We start from the raw sequence: 20,385 nt of genomic DNA on the forward strand, positions 1-20,385 counted from the left end.
GCCATGTACGAGCTGTCCCGGGTCCGCCTCTACTCCATCGGCCCTGCCGGTGCGCGCTACGCCGACACCGTGCTCGATCTGCGCGGAGTGGGCGCGCCCGTGCCCCGCCCCGCCCCTGCCCAGGCGGAGTTCTTCGAGGAGGAGCCGGTCGGCCCGCCGCGCCGCCCCGCCCCCGCGGGCGTGCTCTTCCTGGAGAACGGCGGCGGCAAGTCCGTACTGCTCAAGCTGATCTTCTCGGTGATGCTGCCGGGACACCGCAATACGCTCGGCGGCGCCAGCTCCGGTGTGCTGCGGAAGTTCCTCCTCGCGGACGACTGCGGGCATGTCGCGCTGGAGTGGCAGCACACGCTCACCGGTGAACTCGTGGTGGTCGGCAAGGCCAGTGAGTGGCGCGGCCGTCAGGTGTCCAACGATCCGCGGAAGTTCGCCGAGGGCTGGTACTCCTTCCGGCCGGGCCCCGGGCTCAGCCTCGACTCCCTGCCCGTCGCCGAGTCCACCGCTGTCCGGCCGCCCGTGGAGGGCGCCTCCGGCGCCCGGGGGCGGCGGCGCACCATGAAGGGCTTCCGGGACTCGCTCACCGAGGCGGGCAAGTTCTATCCGCATCTCGATGTCCACTGGGAGGAGATCCACGACCGCTGGAACGAGCACCTCGGCGATCTGGGCCTCGACCCCGAACTCTTCCGCTACCAGCGGGAGATGAACGCCGACGAGGGCGAGGCGGCGGGCCTCTTCGCGGTCAAGAAGGACTCCGACTTCACCGATCTGCTGCTGCGGGCCGTCACCGACACCCGGGACACGGACGGACTCGCGGATCTCGTCGGGGGCTTCGGCAACAAGCTCGGCCGACGTGCCGAACTCACCGCCGAGCGCGACTTCACGGCCGGGTCCGTCGATCTGCTCGGCCGGATCGTCGAGGCCGCCGACACCCGCGCCCGCGCCCGTGACATCCACGCCGGCGCCGAGCGCCGGGCCCGTACGCTCGTACGCCGGCTCACGGCCCGCGCGGCCCAGGAGCGGGAGCGGGCCGCCGATCTCGCGCAGCAGGTGACCGCCGCCGCCCATACGGTCACCTCGGCCGAGCAGGCACGCGGCCGCAGCGCGCTGATCGCCGCCGAACTGGCCTACCGGCACGCCTCGCTGGCCCTCACCGTCGCCGAGAAGCGCGCCGCCGCGCAGCGCCGCGAGCTGACGGACGCCCGTACGCTGCACTCCGCCTGGCAGGCCGCCGAGGCCGTGCTGCGCCACCGCGCCGCCGCCGACCGCTCCACGCGTGTGGCCGTCGCCATCCGGGAGGCCGAGCGCGACGCCGCGCCCGCGCTGGCCGCGCGTGCCACCGCGGCGGCCGATCTCGTCCGCGCGCTGCACGCCGCCGCCGAGGACGGCGAGCGGCTGGCCAACGAGGAGGAGGAGCGTTCCGCCACGCTGCAGGAGACGGGCGAGGCCGCCCATCGCGACGCGACCTCGGCCGCCACCGAGGCGCAGCGCGCCCGCAGTGAGGCCGGGCATCTGCGCCTGCGTCTGGCCGAGGTCGGCCAGGAGACGGCCGAGGCGGTACGCGCGGGCTGGCTCGACGACACGGCGCCCGACGCGGATCCGGCCCGTGCCGCGCTGGCCGCGAGCGACGCGGAGAAGTCCGCCGTCGCCGGCTGGGACACCGCGCGCGAGGCCGCGCGCACGGCCGCCGACCGGGCCAGGGAGACGGCTTCCGCGGAGACCCGCGCCGAACTGGCCGCCGCCCGCGCCGCCGACGCCGCGCGGGCCGCGGAGCACGCGTACGACGCGGAGCGCCGCGCGGCGGAGTCGATCGCCCAGGACGAGCGGCTGGCCGAACTGCTCAGCCTGCCCGCGACGGCCGCGGCCCAGGCCCCGGTCCCCGCCCCGCGCGACGGCACCGGCGACCAGGAGCCGGACGCCCCGGTGAGGCACACCTCCCGGCGTACCGCCGACGGGCCGCTGAGCCCCGAAGACCTCGACCGGTACGCCGACGAGCTGCGCGAACTGCTCGACCAGGGCGTCACCTCCGCCGAGCGGCAGCTCTTCGATCTGCGCACCGCCGCGGCCGACGACTCCCGTATCCTCGGCGCGCTCGGCGACGGCGGGCTGCTGCCGCCGGGGCCCGATGTCCTCGCCACCGTCGAGTACCTCGGCGAGCACGGCATCCCCGCCCTCCCCGGCTGGCGCTATCTGGCCCAGGCCGTCGACCCGGGCGACCACGCCGCGGTGCTGGCCGCCAGGCCGGAGCTGGTCGACGGCGTCGTGATCACCGACCCCGCCTCGCACGCCCGCGCCCGCGAGGCCCTCGCGGGCGCCGCGCTGCTGCCGCGCTCGGCCGTCGCCGTGGGCACCGCCGCCGCGCTGCTGGCCCCCGTACCGGGCCCCGGCTCCGAAGGACCGGCCGACAGCGGGGTGTTCCTCGTCCCGCCGAACCCGGCCATGCACGACGAACACGCCGCCGACGAGGAACGCCAGGCGCTGCGCAGCCGGGCGGCGGCCCGCGACGAGGAGATCCGGGTGCTCGCGGCCCGGCTCACCGGTGACCGCTCGCTCGCCGCCCGGCTCGGCTCCTGGCGTGCCGACTGCCCGCCCGGCATGCTGCTGGAGCTGGCGGCAGCCGCCGCGACCGCACGGGAATCGGCCGAGACCGCCGCCACGACGCTCGCCGAGGCCCGTACGGCGCGCGCCGAGGCGGACGAGGCCGCCGCGGACACCGCGCGGGTACGCGACGAACGGCAGGAGGCCGCGCAGCGCGCCCGCCGCGCCGCCGATGCCCTGGCCGGTCTCGCGTTCCGGCTCCGCGAGCGGTCGGGCTGGCAGGCGAAGCTGCGTGAACTGGCCGACGACGCCGCCGAGTCCGAGGCGCGCGCGACCGTATGCCTGGAGCGGGCGCGCGCCGCCGACGAGGACCGCAGGGCCGCCCAGCGCGCCGCCGACGACGCCCGCCGCACCGCCCGCGCCCTGCGCGCGGAACGCGCCGAGATCGCGGGCGCCCCGGAGACCGTCCCCGAGCCGGACGCGGACGCCCCGCGCGCCGCGCTGCCCGCTCTGCGCGAGGCCTACCGCGCCGCCTCCCAGCTCTACGAGAAGGTGGGCGTCGGCGCCGATCTGCGGGCCGAGCAGGCGCGCGCGGAGAGCGACGAGAGCGCCGCCCTCGCCGAGCTGGACCGGCTCACCAACAAGGTCCGTACCCGCGCCGCCCAGCTCCTCGAATCCACCGACGGCGCCGACGGCCCGTCCCGGCAGGCCGCCGCCGCCCGCGCCGAGTCGCTGGTCCAGATGCTGGAGTCGCGCGCCTCCACCGCGAGCGAGCAGCTGGGCCGGTTCCGCGGCGAGGCCGAGCGGCTCGCCCCCGAGGACGGCGACGCGCACACCGAGCTGCCGGCGGAGCTGGTCCCGGCCGACGCCGAGCAGGCGCAGACCCTGCTGCGTACCGCCACCACCGAACTGGCCGTACGGACCGACGCGCTGGAGGCCGCGCGGGCCGCGCACGGCGAGCTGCTGTACGCGCACCGCGCCGCCGAGGACGGGGCCGGCGGCTTCGACGAGACGGCCGCCCTCCTGCGCGATCTGCTGCGCGGCGCGGCGGCCGACGACCACGATCCGAAGCGCGGCGACGAGGAGGCCCAGGCGCCGGAGCCGTACCCCGGCACGCCGGAGGAGGCGCGGCACTCCACGGCGGAGGCCCGCCGTTCACTGCGCGCCTGCGCGGCCGACCTCTCCGCGGCGGAAGCCGGCGTACGCGACGCCTGCGACGTGCTCGTACGGCACGCCAACGCCACCCGCTACGAGCAGGTCCGCACCCCCGCCCGTCAGCAGATCCGGGAACTGCCCGCCTCCGCGCTGCCCGAGCACGCCGCCGCGTGGGCCCAGGCGTTCGCGCCCCGGCTGCGCGTACTGACCGACGAGCTCGCGCAGTTGGAGCGCAACCGCGACTCGATCGTGGACCGGCTGCGCGGTCTGGTGGAATCCGCGCTCACGACGCTCCGTTCGGCCCAGCGGCTCTCCCGGCTGCCCGAAGGGCTGGGGGAGTGGTCCGGCCAGGAGTTCCTGCGGATCCGCTTCGAGGAGCCGGACCGTACGACGCTCACCGAGCGGCTCGGCGAGGTCGTCGACGAGGCGACCCGCGCGGCCCTCAAGAAGAACTCCGATCTGCGCAGGGACGGAATGTCCCTGCTGCTGCGCGGAGTTCAGGCGGCGCTCCAGCCCCGGGGCGTCGCCGTCGAGATCCTCAAGCCCGACGCGGTCCTGCGCGCCGAGCGGGTTCCCGTCGGACAGATGGGCGATGTCTTCTCCGGCGGTCAGCTGCTCACCGCCGCGATCGCCCTCTACTGCACGATGGCGGCCCTGCGCAGCAATGACCGGGGCCGCGACAAGCACCGGCACGCGGGCACGCTCTTCCTCGACAATCCGATCGGCCGCGCCAACGCCACCTATCTGCTGGAGCTCCAGCGCGCGGTCTCCGACGCCCTGGGAGTGCAGCTCCTTTACACCACGGGCCTCTTCGACACGACCGCGCTCGCGGAATTCCCGCTGGTCATCCGGTTGCGCAATGACGCCGATCTGCGAGCGGGCCTGAAGTACATCAGTGTGGAGGAGCATCTGCGCCCCGGGCTGCCGCAGCAGGACCCGGACGGCGAGACCGTGCACGGGGAGATCACCGCGACGCGGATGTTCAGACGGACGCCGGAGCCCGTAGCGGAGTAGCAGCCCCGGCCTCCTGAACACCCGCGTCCTGAACACCCGCGTCCTGGACGCCCGTCTCCGGAGCCCCGGCTTCTCCCTCGGCCCGGGCCCCGCGTCGTATCCGGCCTCCTCCATGGTCCGCACTCCGCGCGGCGGCACGCGCCGCGCGCCTGGCCCTGCGCCGCTCCCGGCGCAACTGGCGCGCGGTGCTGCTCGGTACGGACACCACGCCGTTGCGCTGGTTCCACACCTGGCGCGTCACCCATACGTCCAGCACACCCCAGGTCGCCACCACCGTGGAGGCCACACTGCTCAGCACCATCGGAAACGCCAGCCAGGAACCGGCGAGCGTACTGAGGAACGCAATCATGGCCTGAATCAGCGTGACCGCGGCGATGATCACCGCGCGTACAGCGGCCGTTCTGACCGCGTCCGGCATGCGATACCGCTTCGCGGGCTCCTCGACCCAGAGCCCACGGGACACCTCCGTGAACCCTTCCGCCGACGCCGCGCCACGCCGCTCGTCCGTCTCCATGGACCGTCACTCCCCACCCATGTCCGTCTCAAGGGTGACTGCCCGGCTCGCTCCGCTTCACGCCGGCCACGGAACCGAATGTGATACGCGAAACCGCCCGCAGTGCTCCCAACCAACCCCTGATCCCCGCACACAAGGACGAATGGGAGCCCCGGAAGATTCCCGGTACCCTCGCCGAACATTAAGTTTCAGCCATCTGTTCCGGCCGGATATCTACCGTCCCGTCTGCTCTTCGTCGTGCGCGTCAAGGAAGCCAACTCGCCGAATACCAGGACAACTCATGATCAAGGCATCAAGGGGCGGCCGAAAATCATCCGGATGTGTCTTCGAGTTGCCGGTGCGACAGTAGTAGGCTCGCGCCGTTTGTTGACGGAGAATCTTCCGCGACCGGGCGGGAGATCGAGCTGGGGGAGGCCATGCGCTTTCGCGGGAAATCCATCCGCCGGAAGATCGTGGCGCTGCTGCTCGTGCCGCTCGTCGCACTCACCGTCCTCTGGGGTCTGGCCACGACGCTCGCCGGCAGCCAGGCCAAACAGCTCATCGATGTCAGACATGTCATCAAAACCGTCGGCAACCCCGTCGAGGAGTCGGTCGGTGTCCTCCAGAGCGAACGGCGCCAGACGCTCATCTTTCTGGCCGACCCCACGGCCGCGGACTCCCTGACCGAACTCCGCGCCCGGCGCGGTGACACCGACCGCGCCCTGGTCACCGTCAGAAAAGCCGAATCGGCGGTGCGCGACCGCCTGGACGCCATCTCGGCCGAGCGGCTCGACCGGGTCATCGGCTCCCTCGAAGGCCTCGCGCTGATGCGCCGCTCCGTGGACGAGAGCACCGTCACCCGTGAGAAGGCGCTCGCCTTCTACAACGGACTCGTCGACCCCAGCCACAACTTCCTGGCCTCCCTGTACGGACACGAGGACGTCGACGGCGACAACTGGGGCCGGGCACTGATCGGGTTCGACCGCGCGCGGGAGATGCTCTCCCGCGAGGACGCGCTCGTCGCCTCCGCGCTGATCGCGCGCCGAGTGACCCCCGAGGACGTCCGCGCCGCCTCCGACCTCGTCGCCAACCGCACGCTGCTCTACGAGACCAACCTCGCCGACCTCCCGCTCTCGGACCGCGCGACGCTCGAACAGTACTGGCGCACCCCCGCCACACTCGCCCTGCGCGAGGCGGAGAACCGTCTCATCGCGGCCGGCGCCACCGAGAGTCCGAAGACGCTCGACGCCGCGGGCTGGCAGCAGATGACCGCCTCGGTCCTGGAGGACCTGACCCGCGAGAGCGACGCGGCCACCGAGCTGTACCGGGACCACATCGACCCCGTACGCAACGACATCTTCGTACGGGTCGGCTTCGCCGCCGCCCTCGGCCTCGTCGCCCTCCTCGTCTCCATCATCGTGTCCGTACGCGTCGGACGTGATCTGATCCGCGACCTGTCCCGGCTCCGCAAGGAGGCCCACGAGGTCTCCGGCGTACGCCTGCCCAGCGTCATGCGCCGGCTCGCCGCGGGCGAACCGGTCGACGTGGAGACCGAGGCGCCGCGGCTCGACTACGAGAGGGACGAGGTCGGCCAGGTCGGCCAGGCCCTCAACACGCTCCAGCGCGCCGCCGTCGAGGCCGCCGTCAAACAGGCCGACCTCCGGCGCGGCGTCTCCGAGGTGTTCGTCAACCTCGCCCGCCGCAACCAGGTCCTGCTCCACCGTCAGCTCACCCTCCTGGACACCATGGAGCGCCGTACGGAGGACACCGAGGAACTGGCCGACCTCTTCCGGCTCGACCACCTCACGACCCGTATGCGACGGCACGCCGAGGGCCTGGTGATCCTCTCCGGAGCCGCGCCGTCCCGGCAGTGGCGCAAGCCGGTCCAGCTCATGGACGTGGTGCGCGCGGCGGTCGCCGAGGTGGAGGACTACGAGCGCATTGAGGTCCGCAGGCTGCCGCGCATCGGTGTCGGCGGCCCCGCGGTCGCCGACCTGACGCATCTCATCGCCGAACTCCTGGAGAACGCCACGGTGTTCTCGCCCCCGCACACCGCGGTGCAGGTGCACGGCGAGCGGGTCGCCAACGGATTCACCCTGGAGATCCACGACCGCGGTCTCGGGATGGCCCCGGAAGTGCTGCTCGACGCGAATCTGCGGCTCGCCGAGACCCCCGAGTTCGAGCTGTCCGACACCGACCGCCTCGGGCTGTTCGTGGTCAGCCGGCTCGCCCAGCGGCAGAACGTACGCGTCTCGCTCCAGCCCTCCCCGTACGGCGGGACCACCGCGATCGTGTTCCTGCCGGTCGCGCTGCTCACCGACGCGCCCGAGACCGAGGGCACCGGCTTCCGGCTCGACCGCAAGTCCACCACGGAGCGCGGCCGCCATCGCGCCGACGGCGGTGGCGGCGGCCGGCGCACCGCGCTCGCACAGGTCCCCGCCGGACTCGGCAGCGACCCGTCCGTGCTCGACGGCCCGGTCGAACTCGAACCTCCGGTACGCGCTCTCGAAAGGGAGAGCGGGCCGCTGCTCGGCGGAGGTGACGGCATCGCCGATATCGAGGACACGGAGAGCGAGCGCGGCGGACTGTTCCGCGCGCGGGAGCATCTCCGCGACTCCAGCCTCGACATTCCGTACGCCGGTGACGGACGCGACCCGTACGGCGTCCGGGACACCGGCGACGCGGCTGACGGGCTGCTGGGCCGTGATGACGTACGCGGTCCGCGGGCCGACGCCCGGGACTTCCGCGACCGGCGCGACGGCCGCCCCGCGCAGCACGCGCGCGGCCGGCACGCGCAGCCGCAGCGCCCGGTGGACGCCGCCGCGTCCGACCGCCCGGTCGGACTGCCCCGCCGCAAGCCCCCGACCCTGGTCGTGGACCGCGGCCGGCGCGTGGACGAGGCGGGCCGCGCCGCGGCGGAGCCGGAACCGCCGGCCGGCGGAACGGGCCGCACCTGGTCCGGCGTACCGGCCCAGCCCGCACGCTCCTCGGCACCGGGCGGACCGGTGTCCGACGGGGCCCCGCCCACGATCGACGGACTGCCCCGCCGTATCCGGCAGGCCAGTCTGGCCCCCCAGTTGAAGGACGCCGCTCCGGACCGTGGCACCGACCGCACGCCCGCCACGGGCCAGGACACCGAGCGGGACGCGGACGAAGTGCGCAGCCGCATGGCTTCGCTCCAGCGGGGCTGGCAGCGCGGTCGTCTGCAGAACGATGCCGAGGACCCCACCGGCCCCGGCGAGATACAAGGAACCACATCGGAGGGGGACGGTCGATGACCGCACCGAACGCCGCAGCACGCCACGCCATGGACCCCAACGCCGTCGGAGAGCTCAACTGGCTCCTCGACGAGCTCGTGGACCGGGTCGCCAGCATCCGGAAAGCGGTGGTGCTCTCCGGTGACGGGCTCGCCACCGGAACGTCCAAGGACCTCACGCGTGAGGACGGCGAGCACCTCGCGGCCGTCGCCTCCGGATTCCACAGCCTCGCCAAGGGCGTGGGCCGGCACTTCGAGGCGGGCCAGGTCCGGCAGACCGTCGTGGAGCTGGACGACGCGTTCCTCTTCGTCACCGCGGCGGGCGACGGCAGCTGTCTGGCCGTCCTGTCCGACGCGGACTCCGATGTCGGACAGGTCGCCTACGAGATGACGCTCATGGTCAAGCGGGTCGGCGTCCACCTGGGCACGGCCCCACGGACCGGCCTGCCCGCCGGAGGGTGAGCGGGCTGCGATGAGCGAGGCGGATCAGGATCAGCAGCACTGGTTCGACGGCGAAGCCGGACCGGTAGTACGTCCGTACGCGATGACGCGCGGCCGCACCAGCAGTGCGACGCGCCACCGGCTCGACCTGATCGCGCTCGTCGTCTGCGAACCCGCGGCCGGTGACCCCGGCCGGGACCAGACGCTCTCCCCCGAGCACGTGGAGATCGTCGAACGCTGCTTCACCAGCCCCCAGTCGATCGCCGAGCTGGCCGCGGGCCTCGACCTCCCCGTCGGGGTGGTCAGGGTCCTCGTCGGCGATCTGGTGGAGGACGAAATCGTGCATGTAACCCGTCCCGTTCCGCCGGCCGAACTGCCGGACGTGAGCATTCTCCGCGAGGTGATCAATGGTCTTCGGGCGCTCTAGCCACAGGCAGCGTCCGGCCGAACCGGTGACGCTGAAGATCCTGGTCGCCGGGGGCTTCGGGGTGGGCAAGACCACTCTCGTGGGCGCGGTCAGCGAGATCAGACCGCTCCGCACCGAAGAGGTGCTGAGCGAGGCCGGTCAGCCTGTCGACGACGTCGACGGGGTCGAGGGCAAGACGACCACCACGGTCGCCATGGACTTCGGCCGGATCACGCTCCGCGAGGACCTGGTGCTGTATGTCTTCGGCACCCCGGGCCAGGACCGCTTCTGGTTCCTCTGGGACGAACTGGCCCAGGGCGCCCTGGGCGCGGTCGTGCTGGCCGACACCCGCCGCCTCGCGGACTCCTTCGCCGCCGTCGACTACTTCGAACGGCGCGGCATCCCGTTCACCGTCGCCGTCAACTGCTTCGAGGGCGCGGACCGCTTCCCGGGCGAGACCGTACGCACCGCGCTCGACCTCGACCCCGAGGTCCCGCTGGTGATGTGTGACGCGCGCGAACGCGAGTCGGTCAAGGAAGTGCTGGTGGCCGTCGTCGAGCACGCCATGACCCTGGCGGCGCGGCAGCGCGAGCACGCCACCACGACCTGAGCGGTACGGCCGGACCCCGCCCGTACGGACCGCCCCGGCGCGTCAGGGGCGGTTCGCGGCCAGCCACTTGGCGGCGGTCTCCGCCAGCTCCCGGTCGCGGCCCGCCAGCATCATCCGGATCATCTGCACATCCCCGCGCAGCGACCAGGCCGGATGACCGAATGTGGCGGGGTTGTTCTTCTCGATGAGGAAGTGGGCGGGCCAGGCCGTCCCGTATCCGATCAGCGGCAGGGCCGCCGCGTACCGCTTCCGCCCGCGCGCCAGCCCGTAGGCACTGACCGCGAGTCCGGTGAGCGTGCCGGTGAGATGCAGCCAGCGGGTCGCCGCCCTGGAGTGCATGGCGACGTAGTAGGGCCAGAACTCCTCGTACGAATCGAAGGTCCGCGGCTCGGCCGGCTGTCGCTCGTTCGTCTGCCGCTCACTCGTCCGATGCTCATATGTTCGCTGCGCCATACGGGCACCGTAATGGCTTTCCCGTGAACCGGATACGGGTCGCACGCGTCCCACCGGGAGACGGCCGGCCGGAGCCGACGGGGGTGGCCCCGGCCGGCCGTCGCCCGCTCAGTTCCCCATGACCGAACGCCACGCCACCGGGAAGTCGAAGTAGCTGTCCGGGAAGATCTCCGGCTTGTGCGTGAAGTGCCACCACTCCTCGGGCAGGTTGGTGAACCCCACCCCGGCCAGCGTCGACTTCAGCAGCTGCCGGTTCGCGCGCTGCTCGCCCTGGACACGTGGATCGTCGGTGTGCGACAGCGTGTCGAAACAGTCGAAGCCGGTGCCCATGTCGACGGAGTTGTCGGGGAACCGCTCGGCCTTCGGCCCGTAGCAGGGAGTGAGCCGCTCACCCGGCCGGTACGGCCGCGTCGGCAGGGCCGGCAGCTTGACGAGCGTCAGATCGACGGTGCTGCCGCGGCTGTGCCCGGACTTCTCCGCGATGTAACCGTCCGCGAACAGCCGCGACTTGTCGACGCGCGGATAGAACTCCGGCTTCATGCGCTCGTCCTGGAGATCCTCGGCCCACCGTACGAAGTGGTCGACGGCCCGCTGCGGCCGGTAGCAGTCGTACACCTTCAGCGAGTACCCCTGCCGCAGCAGCTTCCGCTGCGCGGTGCGCAGCGCCTCGGCGGTGGGGCGGGTGACCAGACAGACCGGCTGCCGGTAGCCGTCCACGGGCTCGCCCACGAAGTTGTGCGGCGTGAGGTAGCGCATCTCCTGGATGATCGTCGGCGCGACCGTGCGCAGCGCCACGAACCCCTCCGGAGCCACTGGTTCGGCCGTGGCCCGCGCGGCGGGCGCGGTGGCGGCGACGGTCAGCAGAGCGGCGGCGGAGGCGGCCAGGACGCGGAGTGCGGATATCAGACGTGTCATGGGCACCTTCATCTATCAGCTCCGGGGACCGCGCGGAAGAGCGGTCGGATACAGTCCGCGCGTGTCCGAGTCCCAGAAGAAGCCCGCGGGGGCGCATGCGCACTGCGGCAGCTGCGGCACTCCGTACCCGCCCGGAGCCGACTGGCCCCGTACGTGCGCGGCCTGCGGTGCCACGGCTTATCTCAACCCGCTGCCCGTCGCCGTCGCGCTGCTCCCCGTGACCGACGAGAAGGGCACCGCGCTCGTCGTCATCACCCGCGCCATCGAGCCCGCGTACGGCGGTCTCGCCCTCCCCGGCGGGTTCATCGACCGTACCGAGGACTGGCGGCACGCCGTCGTCAGGGAGCTGCGGGAGGAGACCGGCATCGACGCACCGGCGCACGACGTCCGGCTCGCCGACGCGCTCAGCTCCCCGGACGGACATCTGCTGCTCTTCGGGCTGCTCCCGGAGCGCCCGGCGGACCGGCTGCCGCCCTCGGTCCCGACCGAGGAGACCACCGGCTGGCGACTGCTGCGCGGCCCGGCCGAGCTGGCGTTCCCGCTGCACACGGTCGCCGTACGGGCCTGGTTCGCGGGCCGCTACGGGACGGAGGGTACGGGGGCACGTCCCTGAGCGCCGGGCGCCGGGCGCCGGGCGTGACCCCACCGGCCCCGGCCCCGACCCCGACCCCGGCCCCGACCCCGGCCCCGGCTCAGCGCCCCCGCACCCGGACCGGCCACTCCGGCTCCACGGAGCCCTCGTCCGTCACCCGCTCCACCCGGACCTCGCCGTTCACCATCCGCGAGGTGTAGCGCTCCACCTCCGCCTCCCGCGGCCCGTCACCCGGGTCCCGTACCACCAGACCGCCCCCCGAGCGCCCCGCGGCGGGGGCCCACGCCTCCAGCTCGGGCCGGCCGTCCTCGCCCCGTACCGGTATCACCGCGCCCGCCCGTGCCAGGACGGGGATATGTGACAGGGGCGCGTCCAGCAGCACCTGGCCGGGACCCTCGTACGCCTTCTCCGTGGCCGTGTCGTACCACCGGCCGCGCGGCAGCCGCACCGCCCGCCGGTCCGTACCGTGCTCCAGCACGGGCGCCACCAGCAGCGCGTCGCCGAGCAGGAACGCGTCCTCGCAGTCGCGCAGCGCCCGGTCCTCCGGCGCGCCCCACCACACGGGACGTACGTACGGCGCCCCGGTCAGCCGGGCCAGCTGAGCCAGCGTCACGAAGTACGGCCGCAGCCGCTCCCGCCCGCTGAGCGCGGCCCGCGCGTGTTCGAGCACCTCCGGGCCGAACTCCCAGGGCTCCCTGCGCCCCGCGTCGATCGCCGCATGGGTACGGAACAGCGGCAGATACGCCCCCAGCTGGAACCAGCGCAGATACAACTCCGGGGTCGGGCTCCCGTCGAAACCGCCCACGTCCGGCCCCGAGTACGGCACACCGCACAGCCCGAGCCCCAGCACCAGCGAGAGCGAGGCCCGCAGCCCCGGCCAGCCGGTCGACACATCGCCGGACCAGGTGCCGCCGTACCGCTGCATCCCGGCCCAGCCGGAGCGCGAGAAGAGGAACGGCCGTTCGTCCGGCCGCAGTCGCCGCAGCCCCTCATAACCGGCTCGCGCCATGGTGAGCCCATACACATTGTGGGCCTCGCGATGGTCGCCGCCCCTACCCTCCAGCTGATGTCTGGCCGAGCGCGGCAGGGTCGTGTCACCGAACGGCGCGAAGGACACCGGCTCGTTCATGTCGTGCCACACCCCGGCGAACCCCTGCGCCAGCCGCTCCTCATAGAGCCCGCCCCACCAGTCGCGCACCGCCGGATCCGTGAAGTCCGGATACACGCAATCCCCGGGCCAGACGACACCGAGCACCTCGCGCCCCCGCCCGTCCCGTACGAACGCGCCCGCCGGACCGACCGCGCGCCCGCTCTCGTACACCGCGTTCCCGCGCTCCGCCTTCACCGCCGGATCGACGATCGAGACCAGCCGGACCCCGTCCGCGCGCAACTCCTCGGCGAGCCCCGGCAGATCGGGGAAGCGCTCACGGTCCACCGTGAAGACCTGATGCGCGTCGTAGTGATCGATGTCGAGATGGAGCGCGGACAGCGGCAGCCCACGCTCCCGGTACCCCGCGACGACCCGCCGCACCTCCCGCGCGCTGCCGAACCCCCAGCGCGCGTGCTGCGGCCCCAGCGCCCAGGCCGGCGGCGGTACGGGCGCCCCGCTCAGCGCCGTCCAGCTGTGCAGCACCCGCGCGGGCGTACCGGTCACCACCCAGCAGCGCAGCGGCCCGCCGTCCATCCGCAGCTCGCTCGTGCCGGGCCGGTCGTGCCCCGAGCCCGCGCCCTCCTCGCCCTCCCGGAGCGTGACCCGGCCGTCCCAGGAGTTGTCGTGGAACGCCAGATGCGTCCCGGCGTCGGCCACCACCAGCTGCACGGGCATCGTCACGTACAGCGGATCGTCGCCGGGGTCGAAATCACCGCCCGGATCGGTGTTCCACAGCCGGTACGTGCCGTCCCGCAGCCGGGGCCCCGAAGCGCGCCCGCCCAGCCCGAAGAAGCGCGCGTCGGCGGACACCTCGGTCCGCTGCACCCACCGCGCGGGACCGCCCGCGACCGGCTCCCACCAGCGCGGCGGCAGCTCCCGGCGCAGCACGACACCACCCGGCGTACGGACCTCCACCCCGCCGTTGCGCGAGACCGCGACCGTCACCCGCTCGGACACGATCCGCCAGCCGCCGTCCTTGTCGGGTTCGAGCCCGGCCCGCGGATCGGGCTCCGGCGGCACGTCGGCGAGCGCGTACGAGGGCAGCGGCTCCGCGCCGTCCCATCCCCAGAAGACGGCGCCGCCCACCATGACGCACACATGCAGCTCCGCGCGCGCGAACCGTACGGTGCCACCGCCGGGCAGCGGCTCGGCGCCCGTGACCGGCCCCGGCACCCGGGCCCGCTCGGGACCGCGCGGCGCCAGTTCCCTGGCATCCGTCCGTCGTTGGCGCCAGGCGGACCGCACCGCGCGCAGCCCCCGCACCGAACCGACCACTTTCATCGAACGCACCAGTTCACGACCGTCCATGCTGCTCAGCCTGCCATCCGTCCGGAGCCTCGGGTGCTCCGTTCAACTCCCGTTCACCTGTGGTGGGAGCACACATCTGCCTGGTCGACGATGGGGAAGCAACCCTGGTGCGAAAGACGATCACATGGCATCGTCCGTCTCAGTCGCGTGCCCGCGCACACCCCGCACGCGCACGCGACCGACGCACACCAGCGTCGAGTGCACCAGCGTCGATCATCTCAGCGCCGAGTCAGCCCGGGAGCCGCCCCATGACCGCAGCAGCAAGCCCCGCCCCCCTCTGGCAGCCGGGCCCCGACCGTATCGCCGCCGCCCGGATCACCCGCTTCCAGGAGTGGGCCGCCGACCGGTACGGCGCTCCCGCCGAGGGCGGCTACGCGGCGCTGCACCGCTGGTCCGTCGATGAGCTCGACACCTTCTGGGCCGCCGTCGCCGACTGGTTCGACGTACGGTTCACCACCCCGTACCAGCGAGTCCTGGGCGACCGCACCATGCCCGGCGCCCAGTGGTTCCCCGGCGCCACCCTGAACTACGCGGAACACGCGCTGCGTACCGCGGAAGACCCGGCGCGCGCCCATGAGCCGGCACTCCTGCATATTGACGAGACACATGAGGTGACGCCGGTCAGCTGGACCGAGCTGCGCCGTCAGGTGGTGGCACTCGCCGCCGAGCTGCGCGCCCTCGGCGTACGCCCAGGAGACCGCGTCAGCGGCTATCTCCCCAACGTCCCGCAGGCGGTCACCGCACTGCTCGCCACCGCGGCCGTCGGCGGAGTCTGGACCTCCTGCGCCCCCGACTTCGGCGCCCGCAGTGTGCTGGACCGCTTCCAGCAGGTCGAACCCGTCGTCCTGGTCACCGTCGACGGCTACCGCTACGGCGGCAAGGAGCACGACCGCACGGAGACCGTCGCCGAACTCCGGCGCGAACTGCCCACCCTGCGGGCCGTGGTGCATGTCCCGCTCCTCGGCACCCCGGCGCCCGAAGGCGCCCTGGAATGGGCGGACCTCATCGCCGGCACCGCCGCGTCCGAAGCCACCCGGCCCGTCTTCGAACCGGTCCCCTTCGACCACCCCCTGTGGGTCCTCTACTCCTCCGGCACCACCGGCCTGCCCAAGGCGATCGTCCAGTCCCAGGGCGGCATCCTCCTGGAGCACTTCAAACAGCTCGGTCTGCACTGCGACCTCGGACCCGAGGACCGCTTCTTCTGGTACACCTCCACCGGCTGGATGATGTGGAACTTCCTCATCTCCGGCCTGCTCACCGGCACCACGATCGTGCTGTACGACGGCAGCCCCGGCTTCCCCGCCGTCGACGCCCAGTGGGGCATCGCGGAACGGACCGGCGCCACCTTCTTCGGCACGTCCGCCGCCTACGTCATGGCATGCCGCAAGGCGGAGGCGCACCCGGGCCGCGACCACGACCTCTCCCGGGTGCGGTGCGTCGCCACCACCGGTTCGCCGCTGCCGCCCGACGGGTTCCGCTGGCTCCACGACGAGGTGGCCGAGGACCTGTGGATCGCCTCCGTCAGCGGCGGTACTGACGTGTGCAGCTGCTTCGCCGGCGCCGTACCCACCCTCCCCGTGCATATCGGCGAACTCCAGGCGGCCTGTCTGGGGACGGACCTCCAGGCCTGGGACCCGCACGGCAAAGCCGTCATCGGGGAGGTCGGCGAGCTGGTCGTCACCAACCCCATGCCGTCCATGCCGATCCGCTTCTGGAACGACCCCGACGGCAGCCGCTACCGCGACAGCTACTTCGAGATGTTCCCCGGCGTCTGGCGCCACGGCGACTGGATCACCCTCACCGACCGGGGCTCGGTCGTCATCCACGGCCGCTCCGACTCCACGCTCAACCGGCAGGGCGTCCGCATGGGCTCCGCCGACATCTACGAGGCCGTCGAACGCCTCCCCGAAATCCGCGAATCCCTCGTCATCGGCCTGGAGGAGCCGGACGGCGGCTACTGGATGCCGCTCTTCGTCCATCTCGCCCCGGGCGCCGTCCTCGACGACACACTCCGCGCCCGCCTCAAGGCGACGATCCGCGAACAGCTCTCGCCACGCCACGTACCGGACGAGATCATCGAGGTCCCCGGCATCCCGCACACCCTGACCGGCAAGCGCATTGAGGTCCCGGTCAAACGCCTCCTCCAGGGCGCGGCGCTCGACAAGGCGGTCAACGTGGGATCCGTGGACAACCTCGAACTCCTCCGCTTCTACGAGAACCTCGCCCGCGAGCGCCACTGACCCCGTTGTCAGACCCCCTGGTTACGCTGAGTGAGCAATGATCGACCGTGCTCAGGGGGAGCTATGCCGCACACCGACCACAGCGAACAGACATTCAGGACTTCGCGGCGCAGTCTGCGCCGCGAAGTCCCCAGCACCGTGGGCCTGCTGGCCGACGAGCGGGACTTCACGGCGATGCGGCGCTACCGCACCTTCACCTTCGACGACCACGCCACGTATCTGCGACAGATCGACGGACTGCTGAAATCCCTGGCGTCCCAGGGGCTCCACACCACCGTGGCGCTCTTCGACCCGGAGGAGTACGCCGAGTACTGCGCGGATTCGGGCCTCGACCCCGACACCGCGGAGAGCCGCGGCCGGTTCACGGCCCGAATCCCCGGGAGCGGCGCCGCCATCGCCTATACAGGCCAGCCCATGGACACCCTCGTCCCACAGCTCATCAGCACCGCCGTCCGCAGGGCCACCTGGGAGTACGCGACCACGCTCCTCGCCGATCTCGGGGAGTGCGCCGACTGCGGTCAGGACATCGGGCGCGCGGCCTTCGACCGCGCCTCCCACCTGCTGCTGAGGCTGCTCGAAGGAGCCGGCACCGGCACGCACCACCTCGTCTGCAGCGTCCCCGCCGCCGACGAGCAACTCCTCGCGGTCCTGCGCACCGAGAGCACCGAACTCCCCGAGCGCACCGAGTACCCCGACAACAGGCAGGACGGCTCCGACGGCTCGGACGTCCCTGACGGCGCGCTCGCCCGGCTCGACTCGTCCCGGGCCACCGAATTCGTCACCGTGCTGGCCGTCGGTATCGCCCTGGAGAGCACCGGGGGAGTGGTGCTCCGTACGACCAGAGGCGGCGACCCCGACCGGCTGCACGGCTGGCGCCTCCAGCACGGCAGTCTCGTACCGCTCACCGTCGGCGAGGTCTTCAGCGCCTACTGCACCGACGCGGACACCGGTGACCCGGTCTCCCCCGAATCCGGCGTGGAGTACTGCGCCGGCTTCGATCTCGGCCCGGACGACACCGGGACCCATCACTGAACACCGAACACCGGGACCCACTACCGAACTGAACGGAGCCGACGACAGAGGGGCTTCCCGCCCTGTGCGGCGGGAAGCCCCTCCAGAACCCGGACCGGAACCCGGCCGTCTCAGCTCACTCGCCGGACAGCACCGCCTGCGCGGCCTTCCGCGCACCCGCCGCGGTGTCCGCCGCGCGCGCGGCAGCTGCGGCACGCTCACACTGCGCCAGCGTGTGCTTCGCCAGGGCCGACCGCACATACGGGATCGACGCCGCGCCCATCGACAGCGAGGTCACACCCAGCCCCGTCAGCACACAAGCGAGCAGCGGATCGGCGGCGGCCTCACCACACACCCCGCAGCTCTTGCCCTCGGCCTTGGCGCCCTCGGCCGACAGCGCCACCAGATCCAGCAGCGCCGGCTGCCACGGATCCTGGAGCCGCGACACCGCACCCACCTGCCGGTCGGCGGCGAAGGTGTACTGCGCCAGGTCATTGGTCCCCAGCGAAAGGAACTCGACCTCCTGGAGAATCGAACGCGCCCGCAGCGCGGCCGACGGAATCTCCACCATGGCCCCGAACTTCGCGTGCAGCCCCGCCTCACGACAGGCGTCCGCGAACGCCCTCGCATCCGTGCGGTCGGCCACCATCGGCGCCATGACCTCCAGATACACCGGCAGACCCTCGGCCGCCTTCGACAGCGCGGTCAGCTGCGTCCGCAGCACATCCGGGTGATCAAGCAGACTCCGCAGACCACGCACACCCAGCGCCGGATTCGGCTCATCGGCGGGGGTGAGGAAGTCCAGCGGCTTGTCCGCGCCGGCGTCCAGCACCCGTACGACCACCCGGCCCTCGGGGAACGCCTCAAGCACCGCGCGGTACGCGGCGATCTGCTTCTCCTCCGAAGGGGCCTGCTTGCTGTCGTCCAGGAACAGGAACTCCGTACGGAACAGCCCCACGCCCTCCGCGCCCGCCTCGACAGCCGCCGGCACATCCGCGGGACCGCCGACATTGGCGAGGAGCGGCACCTTGTGACCGTCCGACGTCGCACCCGGCCCGGTGGAGGCGGACAGCGCGGCCTTCCGCGCGGCGGCGGCCGCCTCAAGCTCGGAACGCTTCTCGGCGCTCGGCTCGACAAAGATCTCGCCCGTACTGCCGTCCACCGCGATCACGGTGCCCTCGGCCAGCTCACCCGCGCCCGGCAGCGCGACAACGGCCGGTACCCCGAGCGCACGCGCCAGAATCGCGCTGTGACTCGTCGGCCCGCCCTCCTCGGTCACAAAGCCGAGCACCAGCGTCGGATCGAGCAACGCCGTATCGGCCGGCGCGAGATCACGCGCGATCAGCACATACGGCTCGTCACTGTCCGGCACGCCGGGCATCGGAACGCCCAGCAGCCGGGCGACGATACGATTCCGCACATCGTCCAGGTCCGCGACCCGCCCGGCCAGATACTCCCCGGCACCGGCGAGCAGCGCGCGGTACGAGGCGAACGCGTCGTACACCCCGCGCTCGGCCGTGCTCCCGACGGCGATCCGCCGCTCCACATCGGCCATCAGCTCCGGGTCCTGTGCCATCAGCGCCTGCGCCTCAAGCACGGCCTGCGCCTCGCCACCGGCCAGATTGCCGCGGGCGATCAGATCGGCCGACACCGCCTCGACGGCCTGGTGAGCACGCCCCTGTTCGCGCTCCGCCTCCTCCGCCGGGATCGACTTGGCCGGGGGCTCCAGCATCGCGGTCCCCATGTGCCGGACCTCGCCGATCGCCACTCCGTGGCTGACCCCGACGCCTCGCAGCGTTGTCTCCATTTCACCCGTCTCCGGTTATGCGGCGACCCGGTCGCCGCGATGGATGTACGACGAGCGCACCGCGCCCGTCCCTGACATACGTCGACGGCGTCACTGCCAGCCGAAAAGTGCGTCGCCGGTCTTCACATCGCCGTCCTCGCGGAGGTCGGAGAGGGAATCGTCGGTGGCCTCAAGTGCCACGACCGGACAGACGGGCGACTTGCCGGCCTCTTCCACGGCGGAGGGATCCCAGCGCACCACGGCCTGTCCGCGCGTGACCGTGTCGCCCTTGTTGACGAGCAGCTCGAAGCCCTCACCGTTGAGTTGCACGGTGTCGATACCGAGGTGCGTCAGCACTCCGTGCCCGTCCGAGTCGACCACGACGAAGGCGTGCGGATGCAGGGAGACCACCACACCGTCCACCGGCGAGACGGCCTCACCCGGCTCTCGTACGGGATCGATGGCCGTACCGGGCCCCACCATCGCACCGGCGAACACCGGGTCGGGTACAGCGGGCAATCCGATTGCGCGTCCGGCGAGAGGGGCCGTCACGATGGTCATGGGGGAGCCTCCAGGGGTGGAGAAAAGTGCGGGGCCGTCGTCACCGTCCGTGAGGGGGCGACGTGCTGTTCAGAAGGGTAAGTCATAGGAAGTGACGGTTCCGCGTGAGTGCTGCGGGTTGACGGGCCATGGGCCCACCGAAACCGATTTGCCTGCGTCGGCCGACCGCATGTACTGTCGTACTCCTGCCTGGCCCCAACGCGACTTTGAGTCGGGGGTCGGCGGCACCTATCAAGCCTCGATCCCAACCCGGAATCCGCTTTAGCATGCCTGCGGAACGAGTGGTCGGGAAGAGCAAAAAGGCCTGATAGAGTTTGAAACACGAAATGCCGAAGGGAAGCGCCCGGAGGGACCGGAAACGGGACCGAAGGAAGCGTCCGTTCCTTGAGAACTCAACAGCGTGCCAAAAGTCAACGCCAGATATGTTGATACCCCGACCTGCCGGATGACCGGTGGGTTGAG

Annotated in this window: 14 protein-coding genes; 8 read left to right on the forward strand and 6 right to left on the reverse strand. The window is 72.4% G+C overall.

Going from position 1 to position 20,385, the window contains the following annotated elements:
• Nucleotides 1–3 precede the first annotated feature (3 nt).
• A complete protein-coding gene (locus ACFRKB_RS33300; RefSeq protein ID WP_383110348.1) occupies nt 4–4,701 on the forward strand; it encodes a hypothetical protein in 4,698 nt (1,565 codons plus the stop codon).
• Here the strand turns inward: ACFRKB_RS33300 and ACFRKB_RS33305 are convergent.
• A complete protein-coding gene (locus tag ACFRKB_RS33305; protein WP_383110349.1) occupies nt 4,670–5,215 on the reverse strand; it encodes a hypothetical protein in 546 nt (181 codons plus the stop codon). The genes ACFRKB_RS33300 and ACFRKB_RS33305 overlap by 32 nt on opposite strands.
• A gap of 416 nt (nt 5,216–5,631) precedes the next feature.
• Between ACFRKB_RS33305 and ACFRKB_RS33310 the strand changes: the two genes are divergently transcribed.
• From ACFRKB_RS33310 to ACFRKB_RS33325, 4 genes are read left to right on the forward strand one after another with little or no spacing between them, the layout of a single operon-like run.
• The gene (locus ACFRKB_RS33310; RefSeq protein ID WP_383110350.1) at nt 5,632–8,472 is read left to right on the forward strand and encodes a nitrate- and nitrite sensing domain-containing protein; all 2,841 of its coding nucleotides are present in this window, start codon (nt 5,632–5,634) and stop codon (nt 8,470–8,472) included.
• Nucleotides 8,469–8,912, forward strand: coding sequence for a roadblock/LC7 domain-containing protein (locus tag ACFRKB_RS33315; RefSeq protein WP_365977243.1), 444 nt, complete (start codon nt 8,469–8,471; stop codon nt 8,910–8,912). The genes ACFRKB_RS33310 and ACFRKB_RS33315 overlap by 4 nt, the downstream gene beginning before the upstream one ends.
• Nucleotides 8,913–8,922: 10 nt before the next feature.
• A complete protein-coding gene (locus ACFRKB_RS33320) occupies nt 8,923–9,318 on the forward strand; it encodes a DUF742 domain-containing protein (protein WP_030355580.1) in 396 nt (131 codons plus the stop codon).
• A complete protein-coding gene (locus ACFRKB_RS33325) occupies nt 9,299–9,907 on the forward strand; it encodes a GTP-binding protein (RefSeq protein WP_383110351.1) in 609 nt (202 codons plus the stop codon). Before ACFRKB_RS33320 ends, ACFRKB_RS33325 begins: the two co-directional genes overlap by 20 nt.
• Nucleotides 9,908–9,949: 42 nt before the next feature.
• Here the strand turns inward: ACFRKB_RS33325 and ACFRKB_RS33330 are convergent, their stop codons facing one another.
• The gene (locus tag ACFRKB_RS33330; protein WP_383110352.1) at nt 9,950–10,360 is read right to left on the reverse strand and encodes an Mpo1-like protein; all 411 of its coding nucleotides are present in this window, start codon (nt 10,358–10,360) and stop codon (nt 9,950–9,952) included.
• Between the two features lie 108 nt (nt 10,361–10,468).
• Nucleotides 10,469–11,275, reverse strand: coding sequence for a M15 family metallopeptidase (locus ACFRKB_RS33335; protein ID WP_383110353.1), 807 nt, complete (start codon nt 11,273–11,275; stop codon nt 10,469–10,471).
• Nucleotides 11,276–11,336: 61 nt separating this feature from the next.
• Here ACFRKB_RS33335 and ACFRKB_RS33340 point away from each other — a divergent pair, with 61 nt between their 5' ends.
• On the forward strand, nt 11,337–11,888 hold the full coding sequence (locus ACFRKB_RS33340; RefSeq protein WP_383110354.1) for an NUDIX domain-containing protein: 552 nt from the start codon (nt 11,337–11,339) through the stop codon (nt 11,886–11,888).
• 79 nt (nt 11,889–11,967) lie between these two features.
• Here the strand turns inward: ACFRKB_RS33340 and ACFRKB_RS33345 are convergent, their stop codons facing one another.
• Nucleotides 11,968–14,325, reverse strand: coding sequence for a glycoside hydrolase family 31 protein (locus ACFRKB_RS33345; RefSeq protein WP_383110355.1), 2,358 nt, complete (start codon nt 14,323–14,325; stop codon nt 11,968–11,970).
• A 248-nt stretch (nt 14,326–14,573) separates the two neighbouring features.
• Here ACFRKB_RS33345 and ACFRKB_RS33350 point away from each other — a divergent pair, with 248 nt between their 5' ends.
• Together ACFRKB_RS33350 and ACFRKB_RS33355 are read left to right on the forward strand one after the other, a co-directional pair.
• Nucleotides 14,574–16,565 (forward strand): acetoacetate--CoA ligase, encoded by a 1,992-nt coding sequence (locus ACFRKB_RS33350; protein WP_383110356.1) that lies wholly within the window; start codon nt 14,574–14,576, stop codon nt 16,563–16,565.
• Between the two features lie 63 nt (nt 16,566–16,628).
• The gene (locus ACFRKB_RS33355) at nt 16,629–17,597 is read left to right on the forward strand and encodes a hypothetical protein (RefSeq protein ID WP_383110357.1); all 969 of its coding nucleotides are present in this window, start codon (nt 16,629–16,631) and stop codon (nt 17,595–17,597) included.
• Between the two features lie 115 nt (nt 17,598–17,712).
• Here ACFRKB_RS33355 and ptsP read toward each other — a convergent pair whose 3' ends face one another.
• Nucleotides 17,713–19,383, reverse strand: a complete 1,671-nt coding sequence (gene ptsP / locus ACFRKB_RS33360) for a phosphoenolpyruvate--protein phosphotransferase (RefSeq protein WP_383110358.1) — start codon at nt 19,381–19,383, stop codon at nt 17,713–17,715.
• Between the two features lie 90 nt (nt 19,384–19,473).
• Nucleotides 19,474–19,923 (reverse strand): PTS sugar transporter subunit IIA, encoded by a 450-nt coding sequence (locus ACFRKB_RS33365; protein ID WP_383110359.1) that lies wholly within the window; start codon nt 19,921–19,923, stop codon nt 19,474–19,476.
• Between the last annotated feature and the right edge of the window lie 462 nt (nt 19,924–20,385).

The sequence above is a fragment of the Streptomyces scopuliridis genome (genome assembly GCF_042790125.1).
GTDB lineage: Bacteria > Actinomycetota > Actinomycetes > Streptomycetales > Streptomycetaceae > Streptomyces > Streptomyces scopuliridis_A.